At 66.8% G+C, this 24,445-nt stretch carries 28 protein-coding genes; 6 read left to right on the forward strand and 22 right to left on the reverse strand.

Annotated features, from left to right (window positions below):
• Positions 1-47: 47 nt before the first annotated feature.
• From ABZ827_RS26405 to ABZ827_RS26415, 3 genes are all read right to left on the reverse strand, one after another.
• Positions 48-989, reverse strand: a complete 942-nt coding sequence (locus ABZ827_RS26405) for a methionyl-tRNA formyltransferase (protein ID WP_357241964.1) — start codon at positions 987-989, stop codon at positions 48-50.
• A gap of 63 nt (positions 990-1,052) precedes the next feature.
• Entirely contained in the window at positions 1,053-2,345 is a 1,293-nt protein-coding gene (locus ABZ827_RS26410; RefSeq protein WP_357241967.1) for a SidA/IucD/PvdA family monooxygenase, read from the reverse strand.
• Between the two features lie 489 nt (positions 2,346-2,834).
• Positions 2,835-3,887 (reverse strand): AMP-binding protein, encoded by a 1,053-nt coding sequence (locus tag ABZ827_RS26415; RefSeq protein ID WP_357241970.1) that lies wholly within the window; start codon positions 3,885-3,887, stop codon positions 2,835-2,837.
• Between the two features lie 301 nt (positions 3,888-4,188).
• On the opposite strand from ABZ827_RS26415, the gene ABZ827_RS26420 reads away from it, so the two are divergent.
• Entirely contained in the window at positions 4,189-5,136 is a 948-nt protein-coding gene (locus ABZ827_RS26420) for a pseudouridine synthase (RefSeq protein ID WP_357241973.1), read from the forward strand.
• On the opposite strand, the gene ABZ827_RS26425 is transcribed toward ABZ827_RS26420, so the two are convergent.
• Positions 5,130-6,662, reverse strand: a complete 1,533-nt coding sequence (locus tag ABZ827_RS26425; protein ID WP_357241976.1) for an alpha/beta hydrolase — start codon at positions 6,660-6,662, stop codon at positions 5,130-5,132. The genes ABZ827_RS26420 and ABZ827_RS26425 overlap by 7 nt on opposite strands.
• A 159-nt stretch (positions 6,663-6,821) precedes the next feature.
• On the opposite strand from ABZ827_RS26425, the gene ABZ827_RS26430 reads away from it, so the two are divergent.
• A complete protein-coding gene (locus ABZ827_RS26430; protein WP_357241979.1) occupies positions 6,822-7,565 on the forward strand; it encodes a CPBP family intramembrane glutamic endopeptidase in 744 nt (247 codons plus the stop codon).
• Positions 7,566-7,726: 161 nt separating this feature from the next.
• Here the strand turns inward: ABZ827_RS26430 and ABZ827_RS26435 are convergent, their stop codons facing one another.
• The 14 genes from ABZ827_RS26435 to rpsJ form a co-directional block, all read right to left on the reverse strand.
• Positions 7,727-8,260, reverse strand: a complete 534-nt coding sequence (locus ABZ827_RS26435) for a hypothetical protein (protein WP_357241982.1) — start codon at positions 8,258-8,260, stop codon at positions 7,727-7,729.
• A gap of 428 nt (positions 8,261-8,688) precedes the next feature.
• Entirely contained in the window at positions 8,689-9,123 is a 435-nt protein-coding gene (locus ABZ827_RS26440) for a PIN domain-containing protein (protein ID WP_357241985.1), read from the reverse strand.
• The gene (locus ABZ827_RS26445; RefSeq protein ID WP_357241988.1) at positions 9,120-9,362 is read right to left on the reverse strand and encodes a CopG family transcriptional regulator; all 243 of its coding nucleotides are present in this window, start codon (positions 9,360-9,362) and stop codon (positions 9,120-9,122) included. Before ABZ827_RS26445 ends, ABZ827_RS26440 begins: the two co-directional genes overlap by 4 nt.
• A gap of 140 nt (positions 9,363-9,502) precedes the next feature.
• Positions 9,503-9,775, reverse strand: coding sequence for a 30S ribosomal protein S17 (gene rpsQ / locus ABZ827_RS26450; protein ID WP_357241991.1), 273 nt, complete (start codon positions 9,773-9,775; stop codon positions 9,503-9,505).
• Complete coding sequence (gene rpmC / locus ABZ827_RS26455) at positions 9,772-10,011, reverse strand: 50S ribosomal protein L29 (protein WP_357241994.1); 240 nt, start codon at positions 10,009-10,011, stop codon at positions 9,772-9,774. The genes rpsQ and rpmC overlap by 4 nt, the downstream gene beginning before the upstream one ends.
• Complete coding sequence (gene rplP / locus ABZ827_RS26460) at positions 10,011-10,427, reverse strand: 50S ribosomal protein L16 (RefSeq protein ID WP_357241997.1); 417 nt, start codon at positions 10,425-10,427, stop codon at positions 10,011-10,013. Before rplP ends, rpmC begins: the two co-directional genes overlap by 1 nt.
• Before the next feature lie 3 nt (positions 10,428-10,430).
• A complete protein-coding gene (gene rpsC, locus ABZ827_RS26465; RefSeq protein ID WP_357242000.1) occupies positions 10,431-11,228 on the reverse strand; it encodes a 30S ribosomal protein S3 in 798 nt (265 codons plus the stop codon).
• Positions 11,229-11,627, reverse strand: coding sequence for a 50S ribosomal protein L22 (gene rplV, locus ABZ827_RS26470; RefSeq protein WP_033244237.1), 399 nt, complete (start codon positions 11,625-11,627; stop codon positions 11,229-11,231). It lies immediately after the preceding gene.
• The gene (gene rpsS, locus ABZ827_RS26475) at positions 11,624-11,905 is read right to left on the reverse strand and encodes a 30S ribosomal protein S19 (protein ID WP_328390806.1); all 282 of its coding nucleotides are present in this window, start codon (positions 11,903-11,905) and stop codon (positions 11,624-11,626) included. Before rpsS ends, rplV begins: the two co-directional genes overlap by 4 nt.
• Positions 11,906-11,919: 14 nt before the next feature.
• Positions 11,920-12,756: a 50S ribosomal protein L2 gene (gene rplB / locus ABZ827_RS26480; protein WP_357242005.1), complete on the reverse strand. Its 837-nt coding sequence runs from the start codon at positions 12,754-12,756 to the stop codon at positions 11,920-11,922.
• Positions 12,757-12,789: 33 nt separating this feature from the next.
• Positions 12,790-13,095 carry a 50S ribosomal protein L23 gene (gene rplW / locus ABZ827_RS26485; RefSeq protein ID WP_030522697.1) on the reverse strand — a complete coding sequence of 102 codons (306 nt, stop codon included), beginning with the start codon at positions 13,093-13,095 and terminating at the stop codon, positions 12,790-12,792.
• Positions 13,092-13,781, reverse strand: a complete 690-nt coding sequence (gene rplD / locus ABZ827_RS26490) for a 50S ribosomal protein L4 (protein ID WP_357242008.1) — start codon at positions 13,779-13,781, stop codon at positions 13,092-13,094. Before rplD ends, rplW begins: the two co-directional genes overlap by 4 nt.
• Positions 13,778-14,443, reverse strand: a complete 666-nt coding sequence (gene rplC, locus ABZ827_RS26495; RefSeq protein ID WP_068041057.1) for a 50S ribosomal protein L3 — start codon at positions 14,441-14,443, stop codon at positions 13,778-13,780. Before rplC ends, rplD begins: the two co-directional genes overlap by 4 nt.
• 14 nt (positions 14,444-14,457) lie before the next feature.
• Positions 14,458-14,763 carry a 30S ribosomal protein S10 gene (gene rpsJ / locus ABZ827_RS26500; RefSeq protein ID WP_003938093.1) on the reverse strand — a complete coding sequence of 102 codons (306 nt, stop codon included), beginning with the start codon at positions 14,761-14,763 and terminating at the stop codon, positions 14,458-14,460.
• Positions 14,764-15,225: 462 nt separating this feature from the next.
• On the opposite strand from rpsJ, the gene ABZ827_RS26505 reads away from it, so the two are divergent.
• Together ABZ827_RS26505 and ABZ827_RS26510 are read left to right on the forward strand one after the other, a co-directional pair.
• Positions 15,226-15,705, forward strand: a complete 480-nt coding sequence (locus ABZ827_RS26505) for a hotdog fold domain-containing protein (protein WP_357242011.1) — start codon at positions 15,226-15,228, stop codon at positions 15,703-15,705.
• Between the two features lie 483 nt (positions 15,706-16,188).
• Entirely contained in the window at positions 16,189-17,379 is a 1,191-nt protein-coding gene (locus ABZ827_RS26510) for a lycopene cyclase family protein (RefSeq protein WP_357242014.1), read from the forward strand.
• A gap of 9 nt (positions 17,380-17,388) precedes the next feature.
• Here ABZ827_RS26510 and ABZ827_RS26515 read toward each other — a convergent pair whose 3' ends face one another.
• From ABZ827_RS26515 to ABZ827_RS26525, 3 genes are read right to left on the reverse strand one after another with little or no spacing between them, the layout of a single operon-like run.
• Positions 17,389-18,249: an ABC transporter permease gene (locus ABZ827_RS26515; protein ID WP_357242017.1), complete on the reverse strand. Its 861-nt coding sequence runs from the start codon at positions 18,247-18,249 to the stop codon at positions 17,389-17,391.
• Positions 18,246-19,055, reverse strand: coding sequence for an ABC transporter permease (locus tag ABZ827_RS26520; RefSeq protein WP_357242020.1), 810 nt, complete (start codon positions 19,053-19,055; stop codon positions 18,246-18,248). Before ABZ827_RS26520 ends, ABZ827_RS26515 begins: the two co-directional genes overlap by 4 nt.
• The gene (locus ABZ827_RS26525; RefSeq protein WP_357242049.1) at positions 19,052-20,053 is read right to left on the reverse strand and encodes an ATP-binding cassette domain-containing protein; all 1,002 of its coding nucleotides are present in this window, start codon (positions 20,051-20,053) and stop codon (positions 19,052-19,054) included. The genes ABZ827_RS26520 and ABZ827_RS26525 overlap by 4 nt, the downstream gene beginning before the upstream one ends.
• 483 nt (positions 20,054-20,536) lie before the next feature.
• On the opposite strand from ABZ827_RS26525, the gene ABZ827_RS26530 reads away from it, so the two are divergent.
• A complete protein-coding gene (locus tag ABZ827_RS26530; RefSeq protein ID WP_357242023.1) occupies positions 20,537-22,054 on the forward strand; it encodes an aldehyde dehydrogenase family protein in 1,518 nt (505 codons plus the stop codon).
• Positions 22,055-22,135: 81 nt separating this feature from the next.
• Here ABZ827_RS26530 and ABZ827_RS26535 read toward each other — a convergent pair whose 3' ends face one another.
• The gene (locus ABZ827_RS26535) at positions 22,136-23,371 is read right to left on the reverse strand and encodes a TetR/AcrR family transcriptional regulator (protein WP_357242026.1); all 1,236 of its coding nucleotides are present in this window, start codon (positions 23,369-23,371) and stop codon (positions 22,136-22,138) included.
• Between the two features lie 132 nt (positions 23,372-23,503).
• Between ABZ827_RS26535 and ABZ827_RS26540 the strand changes: the two genes are divergently transcribed.
• Positions 23,504-24,313 (forward strand): enoyl-CoA hydratase-related protein, encoded by an 810-nt coding sequence (locus ABZ827_RS26540; RefSeq protein ID WP_357242029.1) that lies wholly within the window; start codon positions 23,504-23,506, stop codon positions 24,311-24,313.
• Positions 24,314-24,445: the final 132 nt, after the last annotated feature.

A 24,445-nucleotide genomic window follows, 5' to 3' on the forward strand; every position in this document is an offset into this window, starting at 1 on the left:
CGCTACGGCCGGTCCGGCCGGCGCGGTGACGCGCCGGCCGAGCCGGGTCATTCCGTCGCGTCGGTCAGATAACCACCACGCCGGAAGAATTCGGCGCCGCTGTGTTCGGCACCGTCGGCCGTACGGACTCGGGTGATCAGCAATCCGTGGTTGTCGCCGCGGTAGGCATCCGGCCCGCACACCACGACACCGCCGCCCTCCTGCACGATGACCCGGCCCGGGGTGCCCCCGTAGCGGGCCGCGGAAATACTGGACTCCAGCACCTCGATACGCTCACCGCGGTAGTAGCTGAACGCCCGCGGGTACGGCGCGGACAGCGCCCGGACGAAACGTTCCAGATCCGCCGCCCGCCAGTTCCAGTCCATCCGGCTGTCCCGATCGGACCGCTTGTGGAAATAGGTGCGGGCCGCCTTGTCCTGCGGCCGCCACACCGCCGTTCCGTTCGCCAGCGCCGCCAGCGCCTCGTGGACGGCGCCGGGAATGAGTTCCATACCGGCGAGCACCAATTCGGTGCCGGTGGCGTCGGGACCGATCGGGAGCGAATGCTGCACGAGGATATCGCCGGTATCGAGCTGTTCGTCCATCCGGTGCACGGTCAGGCCGAATTCGGTGGCGCCGCTGATCAGCGCCCACAGCACCGGCGAGAATCCGGTGAATTTCGGCAGCAGCGAATCGTGCAGGTTGAGGGTGCCGTGGGTGGGCATGTTGTACAGCTCCGGCGGCATCCAGGTGTACCAGCTGTTCACCACGATGACATCCGGTTCGGTGCGCTTGACCAGGTCGATCGTCTCCGCGTCGGCCCGTTCGGTCAGATGTACCGGGATACCGTGTTCGCGGGCCAGTTCCTCCACCGAATCCGACCAGATCCCTTTGTAGGAGTCCTCACTGGCGGGATGGGTGACCGCGAGCACCACTTCGTGCTCGGAATCGATCAGCGCCTGCAGAGTCTTTCGGCCCCAGGTCTGGAACCCGAACGACACGATACGCATCAACGAACCTCATCTATATATCGCTGGACAAAAGTAAGGCAAGCCTAGCCTACTGCCTGGTAATCAGTGTGTGGGGACTTCTTCCGGCACCGCGGAACGCACCGCCGCGGACGTCGGCGCCGACGTGCTCGCCAGGATCCGGTCCGAGAGTTCGCCGAGACAACTGAGATTCGGAAAGCCCGGCCCCTGAGAGAGTCCCGCCATATTCGGCAGGTACAGCTTCGCGGGCAAACCCTCGACCGCCAGGTCGTAGCCGATCGCCGCCTCGATCCTGGGCTGCGTGACCGGCCCACCGACCGCCAATTCGAACAGATCGGCAACCTCGTCGTCGAACAGGTCGAGGAACCACAGCGGCTGTCCCCCGATCGCGTCGACCACGAGATCGAAGGCATGAGTCTGGTCGGGCCGGGATTCGTTGCGCAGGGTCAGCGCGACCCCGTCGCCCTGATCGGCAACCCGCACCACGCGACCCTGCAGATGATGAACCCGATTGTCCGCGAGCAGCGTTTCCTGTACCCGAACCGAGAACACGCCCCGGTCGGTCCGCCGCACCACATCACGACGTTCGGCGACGCTCAGCGCCCGCCATTTGGCGGGATCACTGAACAGGGAGTTCTCGAAATAGCTTTCCCCGCGGGTGTAGATGGTGGCCGCGGGCGAAATCACCGAAACCGTCAGCACATCGTGGCGGACGAGTTCGTCCATCGCCGAACCGGCCGTTTCGCCCCCGCCGATCACGGCGGCCCGTGAGGACGCGGGTAGTTTCCGGCGGCCGGCCAGATCCCAGAAGTCGTTGATACTCAGTAGTTTCGGATGATCGGCCAGGGCGCGGGTGCTATCGCCCGGACCGGTGATCATCAACCGCTGGGCGGCGATCTCGGCGGTTTCCCCGTCGGCCCCCGCGACGGTGACCTGCCAATCGGCACCGTCGGCGCGAATGGTGCGCACCCGGCCGCGCACCACTTCCACCCCTGATTTCCGCGCGATCCACTGCAGGTATTTCGCCCAGAGGTTGTGTTCCGGGCTGGGTCGGCCGCGATCCACCCATTCGGCATAGGTACCGCGATCGACCAGGAAGGCCGTCCACCCGAACGCCATCATGGCCTGATCGACGGCATGATTGTGACCGCGCGCCCAGGTCGAGTGATACGGGAAGCCGATATCTTTCTCCGGACTCGTCCCGAGCCGGTGGCGGCCGTCTGTCCAACCGCCTGTCGCGAGCCAATTCCCGCCCACCGCATTCGGTTCCACGACCGTGACCTGCGGCGCGGGCAACCCCAGCTCGCGAAGCACATATGCCTTGGCCGCCACCGCCATGGCTTTGGGGCCCGCACCGACCACCAGAAGTCTGTCCACTGGTTCTCCCACTTTCCCGACAGCCCGATGGCGTCGCGCCTCAACCGGCGGGGTGGTGACTGCCGCACCGGACAGCTCGAACCACCCGAGTTCGCATAGGCTTACCTTACATCAGGTTGCGGCGCGAAACCCCGGGTCCGGCCGGAAAATCGGGGAACAGCACGTCCGAAACGCCCGTGACCGGCGGGAATACGCACCACAGAGCTTGATACACATACCGGGCAAATAGGTTCCCACGCCTAGGCCGATTCCGCGGTGACGGAACAGAATCTGCCGGAAAGTCGGCAACGAGCAAAGGTGCAGTCACGACCTGACCGCATGAACTGTCCCGATCGCCCGCCATGCAGGCGCTCTCACTCCTGCGAATCAGGCTCGACAGGAACCGAAGTCGCCGAGCCGCGAGACATCCTGGAGCGGCCCGCGTCGCGGAAATCGAGACCGAGCTCGAACGAACAACCGGCCTGTATCACCGAACGCGGGCTGCACCGCTCATGATTCGATGATCAGCCGGCCCTCGGAGGTCCACCAGCCCCGGTGGCCGGTCCGGAACAAACGCGCGCCGCAATCGTAGGGATCGGCGACGAACCTCTCCCGATCCCGCCCCCCGGCGAATTCCGCGCCGAGCGCCCGGCCACCGACGTGGACATCACCGACAACTCCCGGGGGAACCAACCGGCCCTCGTCGAGCAGCAGGACCTTCGCGCCCGGTACCGGCCGGGTCCAGGCGGTCGCCGCCAGCGGGCCGCGGGATACCGCACCCAAGTAGGCGGGCGCGTGATACGCGACAGTCGCCACCGCTTCCGGCGACAGACTGCGCACCGCGCCGGGAAGCGCCGAACCACCGCTGGTACCGACCAGATCCCAGCGAGCCACGGTCGGCAACCGTCGCACTCCGGCCTCGACGAAACGAATCGGCAACTCGGCCTCGGCGACCACTTGGGATACCCCGTAGGCCTCGATGAGTTCGGCCAGCGCCGCCGGATCCCGGCGTTGCGATTCGGTCGGAACCACCACGGACGCACCCGACGACCACGCGGCCAGCAGGTCGGCAGTGTTCTGCGGATCGCCCCACGGCAATGCCAGCAGGCGGATATCGGCGGGCCGCAGCGCGGGATCCACCCGGTGCAGCCGGCGGTCGGCGGCGACACCGCGACGATCAGCGACCGCCACCGCGAGCGCGTCGGCACCGAGCAGCAGTCCGGCGCGACCGAATCGGCCGACACCCACCCGGGAGGCGGTGACGAATTCGGCCAGCAGCGCGGCAAGCCCGGCCGGGGTCGGCAGCACGGATGATCCGAGGATCCCCTCGGAGCTGTTGAGGCCTCCGTACAGTTCGCCGTAGGTGACGACCTCGCCGCCACAGCGGGCGGCCACGCGGGTGCCGGGCACCATATGACCGTGCCGGATCACGGTGACCAGCGGGGACATGTCATAGGGTTCGACACCGGTGGCCCATTCGCCGAGTATTCGTTCCCGTTCACCGGCCGTCGGACTCGGCACGACGAGCGAGTCGATTCCCCTGATATCGTCGACGACGGTCATCAGTCACCTCCTGGCGCGGGCAACGATCGGGTCGCGACCACCGATGGATCGTTCACCTCTGCTCCCGCCTCACTGATCGGCACGGTCATCACCGAACCCTCTTACACATTGTGCTTAGGCTTACCTTACAGTGCGAGAGCGCGATTCTCCATATCATCATCTATCATTCTCGCCCTTCGGTTCGCTTAGGCTAAGCTAACACCCCGGGTAACTTGATGGGCGATCCCCCCGGAATTCGGGCGTGCCGGGCGGCGGGGTCCGCGGTCCCTACCGCCGAGGTAGCGCCGACTATGCTGCGACGATGCGAAGAAGGCAGCAGCCTCCGCTGCCGAAGCGGTACGGGCTGGATCCGGCCCGGCTACGGCTCCCCGACGAAGGCGACTGGACGAGCCTGCGCGAGCATCTGATCCACCGGTTGCCCCGGGTCGAGCCGGCGCGGATCGAGGAAATGCTGCGGTCCGGCGAGATCGTCGATCTGGACGGCCCGCTCGGTCTCGACTCCCCCTATATCCCCGGCGGCGCGGTCTGGTTCCATCGCGACCTCCCCGAGGAACAGCCGGTACCGTTCGACATTCCGATCGTGTACCGCGACGACACCATCCTGGTCGCCGACAAGCCCCATTTCCTGGCCACCATTCCGCGCGGTAGCCATATCCTGCAGACCGCCCTCGTCCGGCTGCGCCGCGACCTCGACCTCCCAGACCTGGTCCCCGCGCATCGGCTGGACCGTGCGACCGCCGGTCTCGTGCTGTTCGTGATCGACCCCGCCCACCGTGGCGCCTATCAGATGCTGTTCCAGCGGCAACAGGTCCGCAAGGAGTACGAGGCCGTGGCCGGCCATCACCCCGGACTCGACTTCCCGGTCGCTCTGGAGAGCCGGATCATCAAGGAGAAGCATGTCCTGGCCGCCCAGGAAGTGCCCGGCCCGCCCAATGCGCGCACCCGTGTCGAACTGATCGAACAGCGCGACGAACTGGCTCGCTACCGGCTGTATCCCGCGACCGGACGTACCCACCAGCTCCGCCTGCATATGAACTCGCTGGGCATCCCCATCCTCGGCGACGATTTCTACCCCGAGATCACCGATAAACGTCTCGACGACTACAGCCGGCCGCTGCAATTGCTGGCCGCCACCCTCGAATTCACCGACCCACGCAACGGCGAGATCCGGCGTTTCGACAGCAGCCGGTCGCTACAGGCCTGGACCGATCCGCACGGCTGGGCCGCCGGACCGGTGACCGATCACTGAACCGGCTGGTCCGCGGTGCAGGTGATATCGGTCGCGGGCAGCCGGCCGGTGCCGAAGTAGTCGTCGATCGCGTTGTTCACGCAGGTACTCAACCCCGGCCGGAATGTGAGGTGGATCCGGACATCCTGGAGGGTGACCAAGCGCGACTCGGGAAGATGCCGGTGCAGTTGTAGCGCCTCGCCGTAGGGCGTCCGCGCATCACCGGTCGCCTGGGTCATCAGCACCGGCACCGTATTGCGCACCACCGTCGCCGGTTCGACCGGACGCGGCCAGAACGCGCACGGCTGGATATTGTTGGCCATCGCCCCGAACAGCGGCTGGGTGACGCGGGTGCTCTCGATATTGTGCCGGTACCACTCCGGATCCCGCGGAGCGTCCGAATCACCGCAGGCGATGATCATCAGTTCGGAATTCTCGCCGGTGTACAACAACTCCAGCAGCTCCTCCAGACCCGATTCGGCCGAACTCGTGGAATCGCCCGCCGCCGCGTCGGCGATATCGCGCACCGTCGCGGCCATCATGTCGTTCACCTGGTAGCTGCGCAGCAGATTGTGCAGGATGAACGGGAAAATATGGTCGTCGATCGGATAGCCGTCGACCATGATCGGCTCGCGGGCCGTGCGCTGGTAGAGGGCGTCCACAGTCGCGCGAACCTCCGGCGCGGTGGCTCCCAGCCGGTAGGTCGGGTTACGAGCCGCGACCCAGCGGGCCCAGTCGTCGAACGCGATCTCGTCCGCCGGACCCCAATCCTGGACGAGACCGGTCCAGTATCGGTCCGGGTCGATCGAGCTGTCGAGGACTATCCGGTCGCTGCGCCGCGGGAACATCTCGGTGAACACCGCGCCGAGGTAGGTCCCGTAGGACAACCCGAAGTAGCTGATCTTGTCCTCGCCGAGGACCGAGCGGATCAGATCCATATCGCGTGCGGTATTGCGAGTGGTGATGTGACGCAATTTCTCGGTATCGCCGTCGCCGCAGGCCGCGGCCAGTTCGGAGGCGAATACCACTTCCTCGTCGAAACCCGCCGCCGTCGGCCCGGCCGATCGGACCGGCTCGGAGACCGGCCAGCCACAGGGTTCCGTCGGGTCGGAGGCACCCACACCGCGCGGATCCATCCCGATCAGGTCGTACTGCGCCAGCACATCGGGACTCAGCACGTCACCGAGAAGGGAGGCCGCGTCCAGCCCGGCCGCTCCCGGACCACCGGGATTGGACAGCAGAATTCCGCGACGGCGTTCGGGATCGGTGGCTGGCACCCGGGAGATCACAACGGTGAGGGTGCGGCCGTCGGGGTCGGAGTAATCGAGCGGAACGGTCACATCGGCGCATTCGACACCGGGCGTGGCGACCGACGGGGTGTCGCATACTTTCCAGTTCAATTCCTGGCTGTAATACGGAAACCGCATCTGGTCCCCGGCCAGTACCGGCACAACAGCTGCCAGCACGAACACCGCCAGCAGCAAACCACCCGACCGCCACCCGATACGTGTCGAACGCCGCTCGGCGTCCGGATCGCCGCTCGACATCACAACCCACTTTCCCCGGGAACAGGTGTGTACCGCTACGCGACGGCCTCGACCGCGGCCCTCGCCATGCTATCCGAGCCGGCACGGCCCCGCCGGAAAGGACGGACAGCCGCAGCGGGCCGGCGGACCCGACCCCGGCGGATCCGTACACTGGGCCGAATGCTCCACCCGGTTCCCGAGAAAACGGCTGCTCCGCGGCAGAAAATCCACGCCTATATCGATGTCGCGGTGGTGGTGGTCGTGCTCACCGGCACCAACCTGATCGCGCACTTCACCACCGCGTGGGCCAATATCGTCAGCGTCCCGGCCGCCGCCGTGGTGTTGCTGGCGCTCATGCGCCGGCGCGGCCTGCTCTGGTCGGAGCTGGGTCTGTCGCCCCGGCACTGGCGCACCGGAACGAAATACGCGCTCGCCGCGGTCGGGGTGGTGCTGGCGGCGGTCGCCATCGGCGCCGCGCTCCCGCTCACCCGGCCGTTCTTCCTCGCCGACCGTTACGCCACGATCTCCGGCGCCCTGATCGCCTCGATGATCGTGATCCCCCTGCAAACCGTGATCCCGGAGGAGCTCGCCTTCCGCGGAGTACTACACGGAACACTCGACCGGCTGTGGGGCGCCCGAGGCGTTTTCGCGGCCGGTTCGCTGCTGTTCGGCCTCTGGCATATCGCCTCGTCCTTCGGCCTGACCACCGGGAACCGGGGCCTGTCCGGTGTACTCGGCGGCGGTGTGTTCGGCCAGATCACCGGCATCCTGCTCGCCGTCGTAGCCACCGCGGCGGCCGCGGTCGTGTTCACCTGGCTGCGCCACCGCAGCGGCAGTCTGCTGGCTCCCATCGCCCTGCACTGGGCTGTCAACGGCGCGGGTGCGCTCACCGCCGCGCTCCTCTGGCATACGACCCTGGCCTGAGCGGTCACCGATCAGCGCTGCCGCGATGCCGCGCGAGGATTTCGCGCGTCAGGCCGACACCGCCGGGACGGGCGGCTCGAGGCAGCAGCAGCGTTACACCAGCGGCGCGGATACCGCCGCCACGGTGCCTCCGCAACTGATTCGCGCCGACCGGCCAGGTGTCAGCAGTGTTCGCAGATACCGGTCGCGGGCAGCTGGATGAAACAGCTCGAGCACACCACCGTCCTGGTCTCGGTTTTCGCGGGCGCCGGAAGCGTCGCGACCGCCCCACCGGACCGCCGGGTGGACCCGCCCCGCGGAATCAGCGGCGGCGTACCGCCGTCGGCGGGAACATCGGCACCGTGCGCCGCGTAGCAGGCCCAGCGGGCGTACGCGGCATGCGTTTCGAGATCCGCCGGCACCGGCAGCGCGGCCAGCTCGAGCACATACTTGTAGCTGTCGCTCACCTTCAGATTCCGCTTCACGCACAGCGCGGTCAATGGAGGTTCCCCGGCATTGTGGCAGCGCCGGGCAACCTTGCGCAGAATGGCGTCCATCCACGTGCGGGTCGGGGCGTCGGTACGCACCCCCGACATCTCCTGCACTCTGTCGGCCAGCTCCTGCACCGTCACGAAGTACCCGTACTCCGTCGCAGTCTCGGCCAGCACCTCATGTGCGGCCATAGCCCAGGCCACCGCAGCATCACGAAACGCCACCGCCGTTCCGTCGTCGCTCCGCCAGGCCCCCGAAATCGTTGTCGCAGCGTCCCTCATAGCCCGTACACCGTAGCGCCACCCCTCCCCGGTCGGTCAACCGCCCTCCCCTATATCACATTTCGCCATATCGGATCGTGTCTGCTCCGAGCCCCCACAGCCCGCTGCCGTCGTGGTCGCGCTATTTCGGAGTTCCTGCGCACCCTCGGCAAGCCCACGGTCGTGCACGACGACCTCGTCGTGAAAATGCATGCGGTGCGCGACGACCCGGACGACTCACCAGCGGTGGCCGGCCAGCTCGAAGAGCGAGCCACTGCTCTTACGACTCGGCGTACTCGGCCTTCTCCAGGGCATCGACCAGACGTCACCGCTCGGTGGCGGACATCGGCCCTCCGAGCCGCATCCGCACTCGGCGCCCAGGACTCGGAGTGCTATCTGTCCGCAGGCAGGATCCGGAACGAGCGAAGACCGGACGTCAGGGGTTCGATCGCACGGAAATCGCGTTGGTCGAGGGTGAAGATGCAGTCGGTTTTGTACTTGTCGGCAAGCGCGACGCCGACCGCGTCGGCCAGGTCGAGTTTCAGCCCTTCGTATTTGGCTCGGACCGATTGCGCGGTGGACAGATCGACGTGTTTCAATTCGGCGAGCCGGTAGCTGCCATCGATCGTTCGCGCCAGCAGCGCGTCGGTGATCTTCATAGCCGCGGCGAAGCCGAGGTCGCGCCGAGTCAGGTGATCCAGTTCGGTCAGCACGAGCGGCGAGATGATCAGCGTCTCGTGTTCCATCACCGACAGCGCTTGTTCGTGTTCGTCCTGGTCTGCATCGAATGCGGCGAAAAGCGCAGAGGTATCGGCGACGATGATCACCGACGGGCCGACCGCTGCTTGATCTGGTGGTAGATATCGTCGCGCATCTCGTCGACGCCGCGTGAGCGACCGCTGCGGAAGACCGGCAGTGGCGCGCTGCCGCGTGGGCGGTCGGAGGCGTCCAACAGCATCGCGATACCGCGGCGGATGAGTTCCGCCTTGCTCACTCCGGTGGCCGAAGCTTCCGCATCGAGCCGGACCTCCAGGTCATCCGGGAGGTACACGGTCGTCTTGTTCATGCCATATATGGTACCACCCACGCAGTGCAGAAATCGCTGCTCAGGCCACGCACCGAACGCGCAGGCGGACGACGAAGGCCCGCCTCCCGGAACGGGAAGCGGGCCTTGCGTTTACGACCTTCTCAGCCGAGGAGTGACCTTTACTTGGCCTTCTCCAGGACCTCGACCAGACGCCACCGCTTGGTGGCCGACGTGGGCCGGGTTTCCATCAGCTGCACGCGATCGCCGACACCGGCGGTCTCGTTCTCGTCATGCGCCTTCACCTTGGAGGTGGTGCGAATGATCTTGCCGTAGAGCGGATGCCGGTGACGGTCCTCCAGCTCGACGACGATCGTCTTCTGCATCTTGTCGGAGACAACGTAGCCGACCCGGACTTTGCGGGTACTGCGCTGTTCCTCCACCTTCTCACTCATGCCGCATCTCCCTTGTCAGCGGGGGCAGTGGCCAAACCGAGCTCACGCTCACGCATGACCGTGTAGATACGCGCGATCTCGTGACGCACCACACGCAGCCGGCGATTGTTGGTCAGCTGACCGGTCGCCATCTGGAAGCGCAGGTTGAACAGCTCTTCCTTGGATTCACGCAGGCGGGAGACGAGCTCCTCCTCGCTCAGCTCGCGGAGCTCTGCGGCAGGGGTACCGGTTGCCATCAGAACTGCTCCTCCCTCGTCACGATCCTGCACTTCATCGGGAGCTTGTGCATCGCGCGGCGCAGCGCCTCGCGAGCGATCTCCTCGTTCGGGTAACTCATCTCGAACATCACGCGACCCGGCTTGACGTTCGCGACCCACCACTCCGGCGAACCCTTACCGGAACCCATACGGGTTTCGGCCGGCTTCTTGGTGAGCGGGCGATCCGGGTAGATGTTGATCCAGATCTTGCCGCCACGCTTGATGTGGCGGGTCATCGCGATACGCGCCGACTCGATCTGCCGGTTGGTCACATACGCCGGCTCCAGCGCCTGGATGCCGAAGTCACCGAACGCCACCGAGGTGCCGCCCTTGGCGAGACCGCTGCGGCTCGGGTGATGCTGCTTGCGGAACTTGACCTTGCGGGGCATCAGCATGGGTCAGCCCTCCTGCTTTTCTGCCGGGGGCTCGGCCACCGCGGTAGCGGCGCGCCCGGCCTCGGTGCTGGTCGCAGTGGTGCCGGAGGACCCGGAACGACGCGGACGGTTCGGACGCTCCCGGCGCGGGCGATCCCCGGCCGGCGCGCTCGGGGCAGGAAGCTCACGCTTGCCGCCGACGATATCGCCCTTGTAGATCCAGACCTTGACACCGATACGACCGAAGGTGGTCTTGGCCTCGTACAGGCCGTAATCGATATCGGCACGCAGCGTGTGCAGCGGCACGCGGCCTTCGCGGTAGAACTCCGAGCGCGACATTTCGGCGCCGCCGAGACGGCCCGAGCACTGCACGCGGATGCCCTTGACGTTCGGCGAACGCATGGCCGACTGGATGGCCTTACGCATCGCGCGACGGAAAGCCACACGGTTGGAGAGCTGTTCGGCCACACCCTGGGCGACCAGCTGGGCATCCGATTCGGGGTTCTTGACCTCGAGGATGTTCAGCTGGACCTGCTTCTTGGTGAGCTTCTCCAGCTCGGCACGGATCCGGTCGGCCTCGGCGCCGCGGCGGCCGATGACGATGCCCGGACGCGCGGTGTGGATATCGACGCGGACCCGGTCACGGGTGCGCTCGATCTCCACCTTGGAGATGCCGGCCCGTTCCATACCGGTGCTCAGCAGCTTGCGGATGGCGACGTCTTCCTTGACGTAGTCCGCGTACTGCTTATCGGCGTACCAACGGGACTTCCAGTCGGTGGTGATACCGAGGCGGAAGCCGTGGGGGTTGATTTTCTGTCCCATTTACTTTGCCCCTCCCTTCCGGCGGCCACGAGTGCCACCGGCGGTGGGGACGCTCTCGACCTCGATGGTGATGTGGCTGGTGCGCTTGCGGATCCGGAACGCGCGGCCCTGGGCGCGCGGCTGGAAACGCTTCATGGTCGCGCCCTCGTCGACATAGGCCGTCGAGATGACCAGGGTGTCCGGGTTGAGGCCGAGGTTGTTCTCGGCGTTCGCCGCGGCACTGGCCACGACCTTGGCAACCGGGGTGCTGGCGGCCTGCGGGGCGAACCGGAGCAGGTCGAGCGCATCGGAGACGCGCTTACCGCGGACCAGGTCCACGACCCGGCGAGCCTTCATCGGGGTCACGCGCACGTGCTTGGCGGTCGCGCGCGCAGTCGGATTCTGCGTTTCTGTGCTCATCGCCGCTTGCTCTTCCGATCTTCCTTGACGTGGCTGCGGAATGTCCTCGTCGGCGCGAACTCACCGAGCTTGTGCCCGACCATGTTCTCCGAGACGAACACCGGCACGTGCTTGCGGCCGTCGTGGACCGCGAAGGTGTGACCGATGAAATCGGGGGTGATGGTCGAACGACGCGACCAGGTCTTGATGACCTGTTTGCTGCCCTTGTCGTTCTGCACGTCCACCTTCGCCTGGAGGTGGTCGTCGACGAACGGGCCCTTCTTGAGGCTGCGTGGCATTTCTTACCTCCTCCTTAGCGCTTCTTGCCGGTGCGACGGCGACGGACGATGAGCTTGTCGCTCGGACGGTTCGGCTTACGGGTACGGCCTTCCGGCTGACCCCACGGCGAGACCGGGTGGCGACCACCGGAGGTCTTGCCCTCACCACCGCCGTGCGGGTGGTCGACCGGGTTCATGACGACACCACGGACGGTGGGACGGCGTCCCTTCCACCGCATACGACCGGCCTTGCCCCAGTTGATGTTCGACTGTTCGGCATTGCCGACCTCGCCGACCGTGGCGCGGCAGCGCACATCGACGCGGCGGATTTCACCGGAGGGCATACGCAGCGTGGCGTAGGGGCCTTCCTTACCCAGCAACTGGATGCTGGCACCGGCCGAGCGGGCCATCTTGGCCCCGCCGCCGGGACGCAGCTCCACCGCGTGGATGGTGGTACCGGTCGGGATATTGCGCAGCGGCAGGTTGTTGCCGGGCTTGATATCCGCGGTCGGACCGGACTCGATCTTGGTGCCCTGCACCACGCCGCGGGGGGCGATGATGTAGCGCTTCTCGCCGTCCAGGTAGTGCAGCAGCGCGATATTGGCGGTGCGGTTGGGGTCGTACTCGATATGAGCGACCTTGGCCGGCACGCCGTCCTTGTCCAGCCGGCGGAAGTCGATCAGCCGGTAGGCACGCTTGTGACCGCCACCGCGATGCCGGGTGGTGATCCGGCCGTGGCCGTTACGGCCACCGCTCTTGGTCAGCGGGCGGACCAGCGACTTCTCGGGGGTCGACCGGGTGATCTCGGCGAAGTCCGAGACGGACGACCCGCGGCGGCCCGGGGTAGTCGGCTTGTACTTACGGATTGCCATGAGTTCTTCTCTGCTTTCTGGATACCCCGCCGCTTACGCGACCGGGCCTCCGAAGATCTCGATGGGCTTGCTGTCGGCCGAGATGGTCACGAGCGCGCGCTTGGTGTCCTTGCGCTTGCCGTAACCGAAGCGGGTCCGCTTGCGCTTGCCCTGACGGTTGGCGGTGTTGACGCTGGTGACCTTCACCCCGAAGACCTTCTCGACCGCGATCTTGATCTGGGTCTTGTTGGAGTCCGGGTGGACGATGAAGGTGTAGGTACCTTCCTCGATCAGTCCGTAGGACTTCTCCGAGATGACCGGCGCCAGCAGGATGTCGCGCGGATCGGCGATGGTGCTCACTTGCTCTCCTCCTGTGCAGCCTCAGCCGGGCCGTGCACGAAGGCATTGAGCGCCTCGACGCTGAACACGACTTCGTCGCTGTCCAGAACGTCGTAGGTGTTCAGCTGGTCCGGTGCGATGGTGTGCACGTATTCCAGGTTGCGGGCACTCTTCCAGGCAGTGACGTCCTCGCGGCCGACGACCAGGAGGAACTTCTTGCGATCCGAAAGCTCGGACAGGAAGGTCTTCGCGGTCTTGGTCGAGGGGTCCTGACCCGCGACGAGCTCGCTGATCACGTGGATCCGCTCGCTGCGCGCCCGATCCGACAGCGCACCACGCAGGGCGGCCTGGATCATCTTCTTGGGGGTGCGCTGGCTGTAGTCGCGCGGCTTGGGGCCGTGCACGGTGCCACCGCCGGCGAACTGCGGGGCGCGGGTCGAACCCTGACGGGCGCGGCCGGTGCCCTTCTGCCGGTACGGCTTCTTCCCACCGCCGCGGACTTCACCGCGGGTCTTGGTGGAATGCGTGCCCTGGCGGGCGGCGGCCTGCTGGGCCACGACCACCTGGTGCATCAGCGCGATATTGGCGGTCACGTCGAAGATCTCCGCGGGGAGATCGACGGTGCCGTTGGTCTTACCGCCCAGTTCCTTGACCGGCAGGGTCAGACTGGCGGATTTCTTCTCGGTACTCACAGCGGAGCCGGTCATGCGTGCGCACCACCCTTCACGGCGCTCTTGACGATCACGACGCCGCCCTTGCGACCCGGGATCGCACCCTTGATCAGCAGCAGGCCGTTCTCGGCGTCCACCTTGTGAACCGACAGGTTCTGCGTGGTGACGCGGTCGTTGCCCATCCGGCCCGACATGCGCATGCCCTTGAACACGCGGCCGGGGGTGGCGCAGCCACCGATGGAACCCGGGCGACGGTGCACGGCCTGCGCACCGTGGGAGGCGCCCTGGCCGCTGAAGCCGTGACGCTTCATGGTGCCGGCGAAGCCCTTGCCCTTGCTGGTGCCGGTGACGTCGACGTAGGTGCCCTCTTCGAAGGCATCGGCCGAGATCTCCTGGCCGACCTCGAAGGTGGCGGCATCCGCGATGCGGATCTCCGCGACGTGCCGGCGCGGGGTGACACCGGCCTTGGTGAACTGACCGGACTCCGGCTTGTTCACCTTGCGGGGGTCGATGGCGCCGAAGGCGACCTGCACGGCGCTGTAGCCGTCGCGTTCGACGGTGCGGATCTGGGTGACCACATTCGGTCCGGCCTTGACGACGGTGACCGGGACGACCCGGTTCTTGTCGTCGAACACCTGGGTCATACCCAGTTTGGTGCCCAGGATGCCGGCCGCGGGCCTGCTCTTGTTGTCAGTCATAGCTCGAGTCCCCGTCACTGGATATTGACGTCGACGCTGGCCGGCAGGTCGATGCGCATAAGGGCATCGACCGTCTTCGGCGTCGGGTCGAGGATGTCGATAAGCCGCTTGTGCGTACGCATCTCGAAGTGCTCGCGCGAGTCCTTGTACTTGTGCGGCGAACGGATGACGCAGTACACGTTCTTCTCGGTCGGCAACGGCACCGGCCCGACGACCCGGGCCCCGGTGCGGGTCACCGTTTCGACGATCTTGCGTGCAGACGCATCGATCGCCTCGTGGTCATAGGCCTTGAGCCTGATGCGGATCTTCTGTCCCGCCACGCTAAGTGTCCTTTTCTCCGCTTTCGTCCGTGATCCGGATACCGGCTAGGGCGTCCGTACCACCTTCATTTGCACAGCCCGAACACACGATGACGTCTCAGTGGAGACCACGACCGAGGCATGCCTCGATCCGTGCCGCTGTTCATCTGTCATGGTTCTCCGGTCCACGCGGTCGGGCGTGTCGCCTTTCCGCTCATTCCTCGGCCCCGGAAGATAACTTCGATCGTGGCCTGCGGAACTTCGTCCCGGACGTACCCGCACCGCATACGGTGAGGTACTCGCTGGTTTTGCTCACCCCGCCCAGCCGTGTCATTTCATGGAAACGACGGCGACCCGGGGCAAGGCAACCCGAACAGTATGCACGAGCCCCGGGCATCGATTCAAATCGGGGTCGTGCGAGGTCCGGCCACGTTCGAAGAATGGTCCCGCACCGCTATCTTACCGTGGAGTAAGGTAGCGGATATGACGAACGAGACCGCCACGTATCGCGGTTGGCGGAAGCTGCCGGACAACCCGCTGGGCCACGGCCTCTTCTCCCTGTCGATGGTCGCCCGGGTCCCCTATTTCGGCACGGTGCTGCCCCGCGTGGTCCGCCTGGAACCAGGCTTGTGCGAGGTCAAGGCGCCCAAGTGGTTCGGCGTCCACAATCACCTGGGCACTTTCCACGCGATCGCCGCCTGCAACCTGGCCGAGATCGCGATGGGCATGTTGAGCGAGGCGACCGTGCCTACTACGCACCGCTGGATACCGAAGGCGATGCAGGTCCAGTACCTGACGAAAGCGACCACGGGGCTACGCGCGGTGGCCGAACTACCGGAGGTCCCGGATTTCTCGGCCATCACCGAAGGACGTGACGTCACTGTGCCGGTATCGGTCTACGACAAGACCGGGCGGGAAGTGGTGCACGCGGATATCACTACGTGGGTCACACCGAAAGGCTGAGCGGCCCGGCCCCCGACGCGGTCGGACCTTCGAGACGACAGGCACACCCAGAAACACAGCCCGACCGAAGTAGCCGAACCCGCCACCATCGCCGCCCTCGGGCGCGTTTGATTCTCCTACCGCCCCTCTGTCCACATCCATCCCCACCCCGTTTCCCCGCATGCGACCGGTCCACCCCAGTGGTTCGGGGCCCGTCTCGTTCTGGAGCGACCAGAGGGTGCGAGCGCAGCGAGTGCCCGTCGGGAGTGAAGAACGAGACCAAGGGGGCCCCGAACCCGCGCGCGCCAGCGCGCCAAAAACACAGAACCTTCACGAATGGCCTGCTTCTCACTTTCACGAGTAAGCCCACCTCCCAACCTCGACCAACCTGTTCACTCCTTCACCTTCGCGAACCACCCACCCCTCATTCACCCACCAGCTGAGACCGACCTCCCCGCACCACCCCTGTTGATCTCCCCCGCATCAACCCGTTGAATGCAGTACATGGCAGCTACCACCGCCCATGAGTTCGATCTCTGCGTCGTCGGCCTGGGCCCGTCCGGACGAGCACTCGCCCACCGCGCGACAGCCGCCGGCCTGCGGGTGGCCGCAGTGGATCCCCGCCCCGACCGACTCTGGCCGCCGACGTTCTCCTGCTGGATCGATGAACTCCCGGAGTGGTTGCCGCACAGTGTGATCGCGAGCCGGATCCCTGCTCCGGTCGTCTGGACCGACTCCGAGATCCGGATCGAGCGGCCGTACTGCGTGCTCTCGAAACCACTGTTGCGGGACGCGCTGCCGCTCGACGACGCCCGCGTGTACACCGGGCGTGCCACCCGGGTGGACCCGCACGAGGTCGAACTGGCCGACGGCACGGTGATCGGCTCGACGGTGGTCGTCGATTCCCGCGGTATGCCCGGACCGGGCGATCGCCGTGCCGCCAGTGCGCACGGGATCTTCGTGGCCGCCGAGACCGCGGCGCCGATGGTGGGCGACGGTGAGGGGCTGCTGCTGGATTGGCGGCCGGAGAACGGTGCCGGGCCCGATGAACCCCCGTCGTTCCTGTACTCCGTGCCCCTGGGGGACGGCACGGTGATCTTCGAGGAGACCAGCCTCGGGCTACGCGGTGGGATGCCACAGCATGAGCTGCGCAAACGCACCCTGAACCGGCTGGCGGCGCACGGTATCGAGCTGACCGGCGAGGAGCCGAGCGAGGCGGCGCACTATCCGCTGGACACCCCACCCCCGGCCAAGGGCGTCGGGCGGGTGGTGCCGTTCGGGTCGCGCGGCGGGATGATGCATCCCTGCACCGGCTACAGCGTGGCCGATTCGTTCGCGCTGGCCGATACCGCGGTGGCCGCGATCCAGCGCGGGGACGACCCGGTCGCGGCGCTGTGGCCGTGGCAGGCCCGCCTCACCTACTGGATGCGGATGCGCGGACTGTGGGGGCTGGGCCGGTTGACGACCGAGCAGTCCGTCGCCATGTTCGATTCCTTCTTCTCCGCGTCCCCGCGCGGCCAGCGGGCGCTGCTCTCCGCCCACGACGACTACAGCGCGCTGGGGACCGTGCTGTTCAACACCGTCGCGCACACCTGGCCGTTCCGCTGGCGCTACGACCTGGTCGGCTGGACCAATCGCAACCGGTGGGCCGATTACCCGTTCGCGCCGAGTGTGCCCGCGGAGAGCCGGAAGTAATCGCCGGGCTCAACCGCTCTTCTCGGCGGCCCTCTGGTACCCGCGGACCGCGGGATAGCCGAATATCAGGATCACGCCGCCGACCCACAGCAGCGTGTCGATGAGCGGTTCGGCCACCGGACCCCCGTAGGAGAGGCCCTTCATCGTCTCGATGGCGCAGCTCATCGGCTGGTTCTCCACCGTCGAGCGCAGCCAGGTCGGATACGCCTGTACCAGGACGAATCCGGAGTTGAAGAACAACATCAGGTTGGTGAGCAGGCCGACGATCTGGATCAGCAGCGGCCCCTCGGTGATGGTGGCGAGCGCGGTCACGAAGACCGCGAAACCGAGTCCGAACAGGATGGGGATGCAGATGAGTCCCAGCGCGGCCACCGGGCCCTGATCGAACCGGAACCCGAGACAGAAACCCACCGCGATCACGATCAGGCTGGTGATCAGCACCCTGACCACCTCGGCCATCAACCGCCCGGTCAGGCCGGCTGCCCGGTGGACCGGCATGGTCCAGAGCCGTCCGAGCAGACCGCTGGCCTTCTCGGTCTTGAATCCGAGCGCGCTCACCACCGCACCCGTCATCGCCGCGATCAACGTGATCATCGGGACGGTGCCGTAGATGGCCGGTTTCCCGGAGAAGCTGGTGATGGACCGGTCGAGCACGATCCAGAACATCACCAGGGTCAGCGCCGGGTACACGATGGTCTGGATGGTGGTGGCCGGATCGCGCAGCCAGGCCGTCAGCAGCCTCTTGCACTGGATCCAGCTGTGTACCGCCCAGGCCGCGAGCGAATGTTCCGGACGGGGGACAACCGCCGGGAGGTCGATCGCGGCGGCCGACGGCGCGGAGTTCCGCACGGGGGTCTCGATGGTACTCACGCTCGCCTCACACTCGCCCAGACCGCGAACGGGGTGAACAGCGTCGCCGCCGCGACCAGCCAGATCAATCCCACTCTCAGGACCTCCCAGGTCACTCCGGCGCCCGCCATATCGTCCAGGGCATACGCGAACTGAGTGATGGGCTGGTTGCGCACGAACGGCCGGACCCATTCGGGGAATTGGGTCTCCGGGACGAAACCGCACGACATCATGCCGAAGATCAGGATCGGCAGCGTCAAGGCCTGGCTCAGTGACTGCGGGCTCTTCGTCAGGCTGCCCAGGCCGTCCGCTCCGATCGCCAGGACGGTGCCGACCGCGAGCGCGAAGGCGCAGAAACCCACCGTCTGTACCCAGCCGGCCGTGAACCCGAAACCGATGATGTGGCCGTAGCAGAGGGCCGCGGTCAGCGATACCACCGACCGCACCAACCCCGCCGCGATCCGCGAGGTGAGCGGCACCAGCAGGCCGACAGGCATGCTCTGCAACCGGCTGCTGAACCCGGTACGCGCCTCGAAGGCCGCCAGCTGTGCGTTGGACATCATCGTGAACGCCATGGTCTGCAACACGATGATCGGCATCACGAACTGTGCGTAGTCGATGCCCTGGAACTGCATCACCAGACGCAGCGGCAGGTAGAACCCGACCGTGAAAACCAAGGGGGTGAGAATCGCGCCGATCAACTCGCCTTTGCTCACCATCGTCCAGACGACGCGGCCGGTGAGCGCGCGCCACTGCCCGAACGAGGTGACCCGCGTCCGCGGAAGTTCGGCGAAGAGTTCGGCACGGGGCACCGCGGGAGCGCTCATAAGAGGTCACCCGGTTGTCCGGCCCGGCCGGGGTGACCCGTGATGGAGAGGAACACATCGTCCAGAGACGGTCGCCGGAGGCCGATATCGGCCAGCCGGATCTCGGCGGCATCCAGACGGCGCAGCGCCTCGGACAGGGTCGCGGCACCCTCGGGCGCGGGGATGGACAGCCTTTCGGAGCTGTCGAGTTCGGCCGCCAACGCGGCAGGGACCAAATCGCCGAGGGCGGCGGCGGCGTGCCGCACCTGCGTCGGGTCCAGCGGTACGACCTCGCAGTAGCTGCCGCCCGTCTTTTCCTTGAGTTCGTCGGCGGTGCCCTCGGCGATCACTGTGCCCTTGTCGATCACGATGATGTTGTCCGAAAGCACATCGGCTTCTTCCAGGTACTGGGTGGTCAGCAGGACGGTGATGCCCTGTTCTTTGAGCGCGTTCACCAGATCCCAGACGCCCTGGCGGCTGCGGGGGTCGAGGCCCGTGGTCGGTTCGTCGAGGAAAACCACTTCGGGTCGCACCACCAGACCGCACGCGAGATCCACCCGCCGCCGCATACCGCCCGAGTACTGGTGAACCGGCCGACGCCCGGAAGCGACGAGATCGAATTCGGCGAGCAGGGTGTCCGCGCGTTTGCGCGCCGCCGCTTTGCTCAGGCCCATCAGCCGGCCGAACAGTTCCAGGTTCTCCCGGCCCGACAGGTTCTCGTCCAGGGCCGCGTACTGCCCGGTCATCATGATCGACCGGCGGACACCCGCCGGATCCTGGCGGATATCGTGGCCGGCCACGACCGCGTTCCCGGCGTCCGGCCGCAAAAGGGTCGACAGAATCTTGACGGTGGTGGTTTTACCGGCGCCGTTGGGTCCGAGGATCCCGAGCACTGTTCCGCGCTCGGCGGTGAAGCTCACTCCACGCAGTGCGTGCACCTCACCGAACGATTTGGTGATGTCTTCCACCCGGACCACAGCCGCCGCGGTCGTACCGGCACCGGCCCGGGTCGCGCGCATCGCTGCCGCACTCGGTTCCTTCGCTGCCGGACCGTTCCCGGACAGGTCGGCTTCCCCGGCGTCCGTCGCGGATCCGTTCACCAGTTCCGGCCGGGATCCGTTCGTCGGCTCCGCCCGGGAAGTATCCACCGGCTCCGCCTCGTGGGCATTCACCGGCTCCGCCTCCGGGGCATTGTCGCCGGCGGCTGTTCCGGCATCGTTCGAACTCGGCATCAACTCTCCACTATCGGCCGGATGGGGCTGCGGGGTTAACCGGCGCATCGGTATCCCGCTGGATGATCCCTGGCGCCGGGCGCGATGTTACCGGCTCGGTGATCGCTGACCGGGGCGCCGCTGGTACCCGCCTCGAGGCCCGGATCAACTGTGCGTTTGCTCACAACAGCGGAAGGGCCGGTCATCCACGCTGGTCGGCGGTGCAATGACAGTGCTCGGGCAGTGCGCGCACCTTGTCGGCGTAGCCGTCACCACCATAATCTTGCTTTTATGGCCGATACCGCGCAGCCCGAGGTGGCGGCGCGTTCGGGAGGATCCGGCCGACCGAGCGTGCTCACCTCTTACGATCCCCGAACCGGAGAGATCGTCGGCAATTATTCCATCGCCGGTCCGGGCGAGCTCGAACATGCCGTCGGCGCCGCACGTTCGGTCGAGAACTGGTGGTCGACAGCGGGTTTCGGAACACGCAAACGATTGCTCCTGGAGTGGAAGCGCGTTATCGCGCGCCGCGCGGCGCAATTGGTGGAGATTCTGCGCGAGGAAACCGGCAAACCCGAAGCCGATGCGGCGATCGAGGTCATGCTCGCGGTCGAGAACCTCGATTGGGCAGCACGTAATGCCGGCCGCGTCCTGGGGCGGCGTTCACTGGCATCGAACTGGCTCACCCGCCATCAGCGCGCGTCGGTCGGGTATCTGCCGCTGGGGGTGGTCGGAGTTCTGGGCCCCTGGCAGAACCCTGTTTTCACCCCGATGGGGTCGATCGCCTACGCCATGGCAGCCGGTAACGCGGTGGTTTTCAAACCGCACGAACTGACCAGCGGCACCGGTTTGTGGCTGGCGGCCACCTGGCAGGAGGTCGCCCCGGACAAACCCGTCCTGGTCGCGATCACCGGCGACGATTCCACCGATGCCGCGCTCTGCCGCGCGGGAATCGACAAGATCGCGTACGCGGGTCCGGAAGCGCAGGGTCGCGAAGTGATCTCACTGTGCGCGCAGACCATGACCCCGGTGGTGGTCGAGAACTCCGGTAAAGGCGCCATGATCGTGCACGTCGACGCGAAACTCGACGATGCGGCCGATTCGGCGGTGTTCGGCGCCATGGCCAATGCCGGCCAGAACGCCACCGGTGTCCAACGCGCGTATGTCGCGGCGTCGGTGTACGACCAGTTCCTGGAGTTGGTAGCGGATCGGGCGCGCGCGCTGCGGCCCGGCGCCGACAGGCGGTCGTCCTACGGTCCGATGATCCTGGAATCGCAGACCGAGGTGGTACGCAAACAGGTCCGCGACGCGCTGGCCCGGGGCGGCCGGGCGGTGGTCGGCGGCCTGGATTCGATCCGCGAACCCTACGTCGAACCCATTGTGCTGGCCGATGTCCCGGAGGAGAGCATCGCCATCACCGAGGAGGGCATCGGCCCGGTTCTCATCGTGAACAAGGTGCGAGACCTCGACGACGCGGTCACCCGGATCAACGACGCGGGCCGCGGTATCGCGGTATCGGTGTTCACCCGGGATATCGCCGAGGTGGAGATCTATGCCGAACGATTGCGCGCCGGAGTGGTGACGGTCAATACGGCCACCACCTACGCCAGTATCCCGGCACTGCCGTTCGGCGGGGTCGGTGAGTACGGTCAGGGCCACAGCCACGGCGATCTGGGCCTGCGGGAGTTCAGCCGGACACTGTCCATCGCGCGCAACCGCTACGGGGAACCGCTGGGCCTATCCAGTTTCAACCGGAACGTCCGGCGCCTGGGAATGGCGCGCACCGTATTCCGGTTCCGGCACGGCTAGCGCACGGGCCCCTGGGGCAAGGTCGAGGCCGATTCGAAACCGGGCAGTGGTCCGAGCCGGGACGACACTGCACCGCGCCGGTCAGGAAGCCGGCGGTCCGAGCAACGCGGCCATCATGATGGCGTGCAGCCGCGCCATATGCTGCGGGCGGGAATCGAAGCGGATCAACCGGCCCACATCGATCACCTGGCCGATCGCCGAATGGACGCGGAAGCGGGCCTCGGTGGGATCGTCGTCGAGGAGGTTCGCCCACTCCAGCACGTTCTGCCGCTGGATGGCTCGCAACTTGTGCTGTTCGGCCTGCGGCAGGTTGGGGAACTCCGCGTAGTACACCGGCATGATCTCCGGCATGGTGAAACTGAGCCGCACATAGCGTTCGGCGATCTTGTCCACCGCGTCGGCGCGGCCGCTGGCCTCGGCCAGCGCCTCGGTGATCGCGAAGGCGAGCCGGTCACCGGTCCGATGGAACGCCGCGGCGAGCAGGTCGGACTTACTGCTGAAGTAGCGGTACACGCTGGATGCGTTGATCCCGGCGGCCGCGCCGATCTCTTCGATGCTGGCCTCGTGGTAGCCGCGGCGACCGAAGATACGGATCGCCTCGGTGAGTAACTGTTCCCGTTTGGAGGTCACGGGCAGACCGCGCGGCTGGGGATCCGGCTCCCCGGGGCCGGGGGCGGGCGGTAGTTCGGTGCGCACGATCGCCCACGCCATATCGCACAGCAGCGGTAGCAGTTTGGCGCTCGACAGCGCCGTGCGATGGGCCGAGATACTGCCGATCACGCTGAGCACCGCGGCGGCCAGCAGACCGATGTCCTCCGGCGGCGCGTCCGGCCGCAACTGCTCGATCGGCCGGGCGAAGGTCAGATTGATCTCGTTGTAGAGGGTGCGGATCCGGGCGCGGTCGGGCTGCTCCAGATAACGGCCCTCCCACCGGTACAGGCCGGCTTCCCGGCGGATATCGATGGTGTGCTCGGCCACCGCGCGGATCAGGGCGTCGAGCCGTTGCTCGGCGCTCGCGCCGGGTTCGTCCGCGGCCCGGGCGGCCTCGAGCAACTGCCGGGCGCCCTCCTCGGCCGCGGCGACCAGAAGCGCATACTTGTTGGCGAAATGGCGGTACAGCGCCGGGCCCGAGATCCCGACCTCGGCCGCGATCTCGTCCACGCCGACCGGGTAATAGCCACGTTCGCTGAAGGCACGCGCCGCCGCCCGCATGATCTGCACCTTGCGGTCCTTGGGCCGCCTCCGCCCGGTCTGGCCGTTGCCACGGTCGGCCGGACGAACGCGCACCGGGTCCACCCGGCTGCTCTCCGCGACCATGCATTCTCCGTTCCGTCGGCGGCGCCGCCGGTGTTGACAGCGCCCGACCAGTCAACCTAAGTTAACCACAATTCGCAATGTTAACCGGTATTCGCCCGCCGGTTGGCACGGACAGCACCCGATGGAGCGCGCATGGTCAACACAGATTCCCCCACAACACAGCCGGCGGGTTTCTCCGCCGTGCACGACGGCCGGGTGCTGCGGGTGACGCTCACCAAGCCCAAACGCAAGAACGCCCTCGACTACGACAGCCTGGTCGCACTCGGAGATACGTTCCTCGCCGCGGCGCGGGACACATCGGTGCGGGTCGTGGTTCTCACCGGTGAAGGCGGAGATTTCTGCACCGGCGCCGATCTCGCCGCCAGCGCCGAAGAAGGTGCCCGCGGTATCACCCCGGATATGGTGATGGACGCCGCCAACCGGCTCGTCCGCGCCATCGTGGACCTGCCGGTCCCGGTGATCGCCCGGATCCGCGGTGCGGCCGCCGGCGTCGGGGTCGGCATAGCACTCGCCGCCGATCTGGTCTACGCCGAAGCCGACTCCTACCTGCTGCTGGCGTTCATCAATATCGGCCTGATGCCCGACGGTGGTGCCGCCGCGCTGGTCGCCGCCGCCGCGGGCCGTCCGCTGGCCGCCCGCCTGGCACTGCTCGGTGAGCGGCTACCCGCCCCCGCCGCCCGCGCCGAGGGCCTGTTCACCGACGTCCTGGCGAGCACCGAGGAACTGGACGCCGCCGTCGAGGCTGCCGCGGAGAAGATCGGTCACGGCCCGCGCCGCGCCCTGGAACTCACCAAGAAGGCGCTCAACCGCGCCACACTGGCCGCGTTGGACACCGCACTCGCCGACGAGAAGGCCGGCCAGGTCGAACTGCTGCAGTCGCCGGACTTCTTCGAAGGCGCCGCCGCCATGCTGGGCAAGCGCAAAGCGGTCTTCGCGGAGTAGCGGCGGCGGATTCCGCCGGACAAATGAGTGGCGGGGGGGGGGGGGGGGGGGGGGGCCCCCCAAAATAAAGTTTGTTGAAAAAAAAACAAACAGGAGGGGGGGGGCGCCCCCCCCCCACGCGCCACAGAAAAA

This window comes from Nocardia sp. NPDC019395, assembly GCF_040632335.1.
Classification (GTDB): domain Bacteria; phylum Actinomycetota; class Actinomycetes; order Mycobacteriales; family Mycobacteriaceae; genus Nocardia.